Below are 7,602 nucleotides of genomic sequence, written 5' to 3'. Positions count from 1 at the left end.
GAGACAGGCTACAGCCGGCTCGGCAACCGGAGCGACGCTCGCGCGCTCGATGGTGACCGGCGTCGAGGAATTGAGCGCCAGCAATTCGACGGCTGTTGCGTCGCCCTCGTCGGTGATCAGGATCCGTAGCCCGAAGAAGGCCGCCGTCACCAGCGTCGCCGCGGCGGCCGCGACCGCCCATAGCGGCAACCGCGCCCGGGGCTTTGACAGCGCCGCCGCCATGCCTTGCCAATGGGGCGAGATGTCGTCCCCGGCGCGCGGTTGAAAATAGCGGATCGTGTCGTAGACGTCGCGCCGGACGCGTTCGAGCGCGTCCCGTTCGCCGACCCTCCCACGATACTGGCCCTCGAACCCGAGCGACAGGCAGGCATGCATCAGTTCGAGGAGGTCGTGATGACCCTCCGGCCGGGCCAGGATATTGTTCAGCGCCTCGTAGAACCCGGCTCCGCCGGTGGGCTTTGTGTGGAAGAACCGCGCCACCAGGCTGTGCCCGATCCAGCCCTCGTCCTTCGGCCAGGGCAGGTTGCCGACCAGATCGTCGGCGGTCTCGCATAGAGCAAATTTAGCAATCCGCGCGTCTTCCTCGGCGATGCCGGCTTTCGCCATCTCCCGCTCGAATGTCTCGATCGCTTCGGCGACGTGCTCTGCCAAAGGGGCCGCCTGCCGCTCGACCAGCATCAGCCGCAACTGGCCGAAGAGCACCAGCAGGGGCGCCGCGGCCGCGAGGGTTGGATTTGCCGCGGCGTATTTCACGCCATCCGCGGCGTTGAGCAGGATTTCCTGTTGCAACGCGGGCGCCGCCGCTGCAGCGGCAGCCCCCGGAACCGCGTTTTGAACGACCACGGTTCCGGAGGACCAACCGGTCGGCATCCGCCGGCCGACGCCGGGGTCGAAAACCGTCGATTCCCTGGCGGGTGTCGCAGCGGGCTCAGCGCCAGCCGAAGAAGAACTCGCGGGAGCCGCGGGCGAGCGTTGTCTAGGCCGTGGCGCTCGGATGACGGTCTTGTCCGCCGGCCGGGAGGGATCGTCCTTCGAACTCATCGGCGATCCACCGTCGCGGCGCGACGACCATTTCCTTGACTGGAAATGAGGTCGGCTTCCGGCTTTTCATGCCGAGCTTTGGGGGCGGGCCGAATGGAAAGGCTCATCTCGCCGAAACATGACATTGCTGCACACGCCCCAAGCCACGCCGCTTTGCCCGCCAGGCAAGCTTCCGTACGTTATCCTAACCGTACAGGCAGCTGATTGAAATCGGAAAGCAGGATGCTCGAAGCAGCGCTTTCTTCTGTGAGACCGGTCACATAGCCCCGGGTCCACCTACTTCTGCTTGCTGGCCTTGGCATAGGCTTCGCTGAAATAGGCCAGGAAGACGTCGAGCATGCCGTTTTCATGCTTCTCCTCCATCGTCCGCCAGGTGGCGACGAGGGCATCCCACGCCTGGCTCTTCTTGGATGAGAAGGAGGCCGGCGGCAGCTTCCTGGCGATGGCCTCCGGCGACAGGTCGTCGAGCAGCCTGGAAAGCGCCGCCTGCATGGCGGAATAAGTGGCCAATTCGTGCGTCTTGAGGTCCCGGAAGGCGTCCTCGACGCTCTGCGCGGCGTCGAGATAGCCGGTCCGGCGTTTGGCGAACATGATCTCCAGTATGTCGTCGGTGCCGGGAACGAATTTCAGCGGGTTGTTGTTTTCAGCGCCGATCATCGTGCGGTTGGCGCTCTTGGCCAGCACTTTGGCCGCCGCGCGCGCCTTGAGCAGCAGCGACAACTGCTCGACCGTTGTTCTGAGCACGGTGCCGATCTCGGCGGCTACCTCATGCGGATCGCGCGATTGAAGCAGGTCAGGCGAAATGCCGGCCGCCTTCGCGATATCCTGCAGCAGCATATCGGTTCCCGCGGGCTGGCTACCCTGCTTTACCGGCGTCGGAGGCGCCCGCAGCGCCGAAGATGTCGATGCCGCCCCCCGCCCGGGCCGCTGCTCCGTCCGACTGAAGAAGGGCTCTTTGCCGAGCTCCAGCGGTCTGCCCGTCGATGGCGGCAGCTCGCGTTGCGTCGACGCGGGCCGGGTTCGCGGATGGGCGGCGGCGGCGCCTTCCTCGTCAATCGATACCGCAACGACATAGCGGCCGATCAGCATCCAGTCGCCATGCGACAGCCGGTGCGGACCGGCCATGCGCTGGCTGGAGCCGTTGACGAAAGTGCCGTTGCGCGAGATGTCGTAGAGCCAGAAGCCGCCCGCCTGGAAACGGACTTCGCAATGCCGGCCCGAAATGATCTTGTCCGGATCGGAAAGCGTCCAGTCGCAATTCTCGCGCCCGATCTCGAAGCTGCGGTCGCGGGCGGCGTAGCTCGCGGCGGCGCCGGATGGCAGCCTGTCGACATTGCTGATCTGGAGCGAGATGAACATCCGGAAGCGTCGCCGAACTTGGTCAACAAATGCTTATTCTTCACGCAACTCCGAACGGAAAATCGCTATGCGCTGTTCCGAGAATTGCTCTGGCATTCTAGCAGCTTGCGAGCGCGGCGGGAGAGGAGCGTTTCACACCGGCGCATGTCGGGTTTAGCCACAGCTGTTATTTGGCCGCCACCAAACATGTGCTAGGCTGAAAAAGGTCCGGTGCGGTGGGTGCGAAAAGTTCCCGAACGTGATGCGGTTAACATAGCGGGGGCTTCAATCCATCATACTGGCGGCCGCGTCCAGGAGGGGCACGACCCATGCCGAACGAACGCGCCACGGTTGTGCAGACGCCCGTTGGCGGCGATGTGCTGACCTTCACCCATCTCGTCGGGCGCGACGAGATCAGCCGTTGTTTCGCCTATACGATCGGCTTCGTCTCCAAGAGCCATGACGTCGATCCGCTGAAGATGCTGGGCGGCGTCGTTTCGGTCGAGGGCGAATCCGATCCGAAACGCTGGTTCAGCGGCCTTGTGTCGGAATTCAAGCTCATCCGCATCGAGGACAGGCTCGCCTTTTATGAGGCGATGGTCAGGCCATGGCTCTGGTTCCTCGGCAACACCACCGATTGCCGCATCTTTCAAAATATGACGGCGGTCGAGATCGTCGAGAAAATCTTCTCGAAATACGGCATCGCGAAATTCGAGAAGCGGCTGCAAGGGTCTTACCCGCAGCGCGAATATTGCGTCCAGTATGACGAAAGCGATCTGGATTTCGTGCAGCGGCTGCTCGAGCACGAGGGCATCTTCTATTTCTTCGAGCATGACGAGGGCAAGCATACCCTGGTGCTCTGCGACGCGATGAGCAAGCTGAAGCCGGCACCCGGCTACGAGAAGGTGCTCTACAATTTCGAGGGCCAGGGCTCGCGACGCGACGTCGAATACATCACCGAATGGATTCCCGGCAGCGCGGTGCGGCCGGGGGCCTATGCACACACCGACTATGATTTCGAGAAGCCCGGCGCGGATTTGATGGCGAAGTCCGCCCAGCCGTTCAGCCACAAGGAGGCCGCGGGCGAGAACTACCGTCAGCCCGGCGCGCATCTCGACGTCGGGCGAGGCGACACGATTGCGGGAATTCGCCGCGAGGAACTCCAGGCAGTGCACCAGCGCAGCACGGCGGTGGGCACCGTGCGCGGCCTTTTCTCCGGCTGCAAGTTCAAGCTGGAAAGCTTTCCGCGCGACGACCAGAACCAGGACTATCTGGTGATCAGCGCCGAATACCGGCTGTTCGACCCGGGCTACCGGACCCAGAACGAGGCCCATAGCGAGAATTTCAAGGTGGTGCTCGGCGTGGCGCCCACCAAATTGCCCTACCGGCCGCCGCGCATCACGCCGCGACCGATCATGCGCGGTCCGCAGACGGCGACGGTGGTCGGCCCTTCGGGCGAAGAAATCTTCACCGACAAGTATGCGCGCGTGAAGGTGCAGTTCCACTGGGACCGCCTCGGCAAGAAGGACCAGAACTCTTCCTGCTTCGTGCGGGTGTCGCAAACCTGGGCCGGCAGCGGCTGGGGCTTTATCCAGATCCCGCGCATCGGCCAGGAGGTGATCGTCGACTTCATCGAAGGCGACCCGGACCTGCCGATCATCACTGGCCGGGTCTACAACGCGTCGCAGATGCCGCCCTACGGGCTGCCGGGCAATGCGACGCAATCGGGCTGGAAGTCCAATTCCTCGAAGGGCGGCGGCGGTTACAATGAGCTGATGTTCGAGGACAAGGCCGGCTCCGAGCTGGTCAATTTCCAGGCGCAGAAAGACCACCATCTGCTGATCAAGCACGACCGCAACAAGCTGGTCCAGCACGACCAGTCCGACCGCATCGACCATGACGCCAAGCACTCCGTCGGCCACAACCTCGATGAGGACGTCGGCAACAACAAGACGGTCAAGATCGGCGTCGACCAGACCACCAACATCGGCAGCAACGACACCGAAACGGTGGGCGCGAACCGTAAGCTAACGGTCCATGCGAATGAGACCATCCATGTCGTGGCGAATTCGACGGAGAATATCGACGCCAACCACTCGCAGACGGTGGGGCTGGTGCAGACGGTGACGGTGGGGGCCGCGCGCGTCGATACGGTGGGGGCGGCTGAAGCGAGGACGGTGGGCGCCTCGCAGACGAACACGATCGGGGCGTCGCGATCTGTCACTGTGGGAACGGCACAGAGTCATCAGATCGGTGCCGATGACAGCTGGACGGTAGCGGCCAATCAATCGGTGGACGTTGGCGCAAATCAGAGCTTCAAGATAGGTGGGGCGCATGCCTCCGAGATCGGGAAGGGGCGGAACGCCAAGATAGCTGAGGACGATGCGACCGATGTCGGCGGTTCGCGGGCCTTGAAAATAGCGAAAGGCAGTCTCGTGCAGGTGGGTGAGGACGGAGCCATAAAGGTAGGCAAAACCCTCATCATTGAAGCTGGCGATGCCATCACCATTACATGCGGCTCTGCCGCTATCGCGATGAAGAAGGACGGCACTATCAATATCTCCGGCAAGGACATTTCCGTCAGCGGGTCCGGCAAGATCAATGTGAAGGCATCGAGCGACATCACCATGAAAGGCTCGGAGATAAAGCAGAACTGAGGGGCTTTGATGACGACGACCGTGGAGCGCATTGACGGCGTGGTGATTGGCATCTTCCTGGGCTTCGGCGAGGATGCGCCCCTTGTCGTCTTCCCGGGAAACCCTCGGGAGACAGCGGTGGCCGCGCGCAGCCTCGCTGAACTGACCTCCGACATGATCGGCGCGGAGGTAGCGCTGTTGTTTCAGGACGGAGATCCCGGTCGGCCGCTGATTGTCGGGCGCATCATCGATCCAGCGCACCGGTCAAATGTTCCGCACATCATCCGAGACGGAGAGCGAATGCGGATCACCGCGAATGACCGTCTTGAACTGCGTTGCGGCAAGGCTACGATCATCATGGAAAAGGATGGGCATATAACCATCCGCGGCACCTATGTCACGAGCCACGCCAGTGCCGCCAACCGCATCCGCGGCGGCTCCGTCAATCTGAACTGATGCCTGCGCCCATCCTTCGCCAGATTGTCCGCCAGCACGCGGAGATGGCCGCGTTCCTTTGGACGGTATACGACTACAACTTGCTCAATCCCGGCAAGAATCCGGACATGGATGAGGAACGGCTTGCTCGACTCATCGAGCGTCTGGAAGCACACCTTGATGGGCTGCGCATTTCGGGCGAGGTCGGTCGCGAAATCGCAAAGGAGCGCTACGCCGAGTATCCCGAAGCCGGCGAATTGTTCGTCCTGCGCATGCTGTCTGTCAAAGAGGTATTGCGGGTTGTTGATCTCGATCTTGGAAGGGTGCGGGCTTACCTTGCTGCGAAGCCCAAACCTACTTCAAGCCGTCAGGTGTAGTCGGGCCCGACCCATTCAGAGCCGTCATATCTTATGGCGGAGTTGCCTCCCGCCAGTGTCAGATATTTGCGATTGGATGACAGCCGATAGACGGGGAAGCCGTGCTTCAGGGTGGAAACCGTAACCCCGTCGAACGTGAACACGCCTTGACCGCCACCGGCAATGTGTATTGCCTTTCGGTAAAACGCCATCTTGTAGAAGTCCCGACCACGTTGCGAAACATCGGTCCAGGCAAGACCGCCGCCTCGAAATAGGGTCCCTGCGCTGCCGGAGACCAGGACGTCGGTCGCCGACAGTACCAATAGCCCAACCAAGATTGCGTTGGTCGGCAACTGGATCTGAGTCCACTGTCTACCGTCATAGTGCCAGAGAAGCGCTCCTTCGCCGGACACATAAAGGTTGCTCGGCGACGACCCTGCGATGCAGAGAATGGTGTTACCGAGCGCAGGGCTAACCGCGGACCAGCGTGCGCCGTCCCATCGATAGACAACCCCCTCAGATCCACCAGCATAGACGGTGTTGTCGTCGAAGCCCCAGACGGTATTCAAGTGACGAGGCGAGACCTGGCTTTCCGTCCATTCAGTCCCCGAACCCGAATGCACTACGCCATTGTCGTCGCACACATAGAGACGACCGGAACTGGAACGCCATATATCGGTGAACCAACTTGGCTTTTCGTAAATTCGATCGGTCTGATTGTCGTCGCTGGCAACGTCGGATTCTGAGATGACGAACGAGTAGAAACTCTCTCCGTCGTAATACGCGACGGCGGAGAAAATGGTTCCATCATCCGCTGCAACGGTGCCGTTTACCGTTACGCTGTAGTCAGCCATGTTATCTCTCCTTAGCGTCTGCGAACCGTGCTCGATGGGGTAGGTTTGAACTTTCCGGTCGCTGGTGCGCGCGCCTCGGTGCTGTCCTTGTTTTTCTCAGGTCCGCTCATCATCTCCTTGAAGTGAATGTCACAAATCATCCTCAGGCATTCGATGGCGGGGTGCTCCTTGCCTCGTGGTCCGTCCGGGATGTTCTTGGCCTTTTTCATGGCCTCCATATTGGCTTCTCGAACTTCCTCGTAGGTTGGGTTCGTGCCTTTCGCGCGCTGTGCCTTTGCCCATTCGCCCTGAGCGGCTGTCTTGCGGCCATGCTCGGTGTTCGGATCGGTGGCGTCTTCCAGGCAGACGCAGGGCGCATCGTTCATCGTATAGCTGGGCGTTGTGCTGATGGCTTGGCCGCCGCGCGAATTCTGGAAACAGGCGTTCTGCAGGATGTGGTCCGATTGCTGGTTGGACGCGCATTCCTTGCTTGCGTCGCCATAGCGGTGCACCTTCATGCCGAGCTTTGCCAGGATCGAGGTGCAGGACTGCTTGCCAACTTTCAACTTTCCGATCTTCGGCCAAGGCGGTGCATTGCCGGTCGGTGAAGCATGATTGTTGGTCGACAGGTCAGTCATGCGGCTGACTGGTTCGCCATCCGCCTTCACGTCGCCCGACCAGGCGACGGCATACTCCTTGCCAGTGTTAACCGAGGTGATCACGCCCTTCTTAGCCGCGCACCCGGCCTCAGTGCCGCTGGTCTTGGTATAGTACGATTTGTTCTTCTGGGTGATGGTCTGGCCACCGATCTTGACGGTGCCGGTGCCATTGTCGGTGTCGGAATCGAGTCCGAACGAGGGATAGGGAATGGGTACGCCTGGCGGAGTTGCGGGATTTTCAGGTGGAGTGAAGCAGACGTCCGGAAAGGCAGCGATCACCTTGTTGGCTTGTGCTTTGCATGCG

The 7,602-nt window shown here is 61.4% G+C and carries 7 protein-coding genes; 3 read left to right on the top strand and 4 right to left on the bottom strand.

Annotated elements, in window-relative coordinates; all coding sequences use genetic code 11:
• Together icmH and tagH are read right to left on the bottom strand one after the other, a co-directional pair.
• Positions 1–1,041: type IVB secretion system protein IcmH/DotU (icmH, locus tag EOA75_RS06670; RefSeq protein ID WP_164747295.1), on the bottom strand; the 1,041-nt coding region annotated here is incomplete at its 3' end.
• 276 nt (positions 1,042–1,317) lie between these two features.
• Positions 1,318–2,400: a type VI secretion system-associated FHA domain protein TagH gene (tagH, locus tag EOA75_RS06665; protein WP_127323908.1), complete on the bottom strand. Its 1,083-nt coding sequence runs from the start codon at positions 2,398–2,400 to the stop codon at positions 1,318–1,320.
• Between the two features lie 308 nt (positions 2,401–2,708).
• On the opposite strand from tagH, the gene tssI reads away from it, so the two are divergent.
• Genes tssI through EOA75_RS06650 form a run of 3 tightly spaced genes read left to right on the top strand, consistent with a single transcriptional unit; the run spans position 2,709 to position 5,827 of the window.
• A complete protein-coding gene (gene tssI, locus EOA75_RS06660) occupies positions 2,709–5,036 on the top strand; it encodes a type VI secretion system tip protein TssI/VgrG (protein WP_127323907.1) in 2,328 nt (775 codons plus the stop codon).
• A gap of 9 nt (positions 5,037–5,045) precedes the next feature.
• Positions 5,046–5,471, top strand: a complete 426-nt coding sequence (locus EOA75_RS06655) for a DUF6484 domain-containing protein (RefSeq protein ID WP_127215022.1) — start codon at positions 5,046–5,048, stop codon at positions 5,469–5,471.
• Positions 5,471–5,827: a hypothetical protein gene (locus EOA75_RS06650; RefSeq protein WP_127323906.1), complete on the top strand. Its 357-nt coding sequence runs from the start codon at positions 5,471–5,473 to the stop codon at positions 5,825–5,827. Before EOA75_RS06655 ends, EOA75_RS06650 begins: the two co-directional genes overlap by 1 nt.
• On the opposite strand, the gene EOA75_RS06645 is transcribed toward EOA75_RS06650, so the two are convergent.
• Entirely contained in the window at positions 5,818–6,660 is an 843-nt protein-coding gene (locus EOA75_RS06645; RefSeq protein ID WP_127323905.1) for a hypothetical protein, read from the bottom strand. The two genes, EOA75_RS06650 and EOA75_RS06645, sit on opposite strands and share 10 nt — an antisense overlap.
• 11 nt (positions 6,661–6,671) lie before the next feature.
• The gene (locus EOA75_RS34905; RefSeq protein WP_245459676.1) at positions 6,672–7,577 is read right to left on the bottom strand and encodes a DUF4150 domain-containing protein; all 906 of its coding nucleotides are present in this window, start codon (positions 7,575–7,577) and stop codon (positions 6,672–6,674) included.
• Positions 7,578–7,602 lie beyond the last annotated feature (25 nt).

Origin of the sequence: Mesorhizobium sp. M1A.F.Ca.IN.022.07.1.1, assembly GCF_003997575.1 — a bacterium.
GTDB lineage: Bacteria > Pseudomonadota > Alphaproteobacteria > Rhizobiales > Rhizobiaceae > Mesorhizobium.
The sequence above is the reverse complement of the archived record's forward strand: the minus strand, read 5'-3'. Positions and strand labels throughout refer to the sequence as shown.

Excerpts from the sequence above, each read along its gene's own strand:
- tagH (WP_127323908.1), bottom strand. The coding sequence starts at position 2,400 with ATGTTCATCTCGCTCCAGATCAGCAATGTCGACAGGCTGCCATCCGGC.
- tssI (WP_127323907.1), top strand. The coding sequence starts at position 2,709 with ATGCCGAACGAACGCGCCACGGTTGTGCAGACGCCCGTTGGCGGCGAT.
- EOA75_RS06655 (WP_127215022.1), top strand. The coding sequence starts at position 5,046 with ATGACGACGACCGTGGAGCGCATTGACGGCGTGGTGATTGGCATCTTC.
- EOA75_RS06650 (WP_127323906.1), top strand. The coding sequence starts at position 5,471 with ATGCCTGCGCCCATCCTTCGCCAGATTGTCCGCCAGCACGCGGAGATG.
- EOA75_RS06645 (WP_127323905.1), bottom strand. The coding sequence starts at position 6,660 with ATGGCTGACTACAGCGTAACGGTAAACGGCACCGTTGCAGCGGATGAT.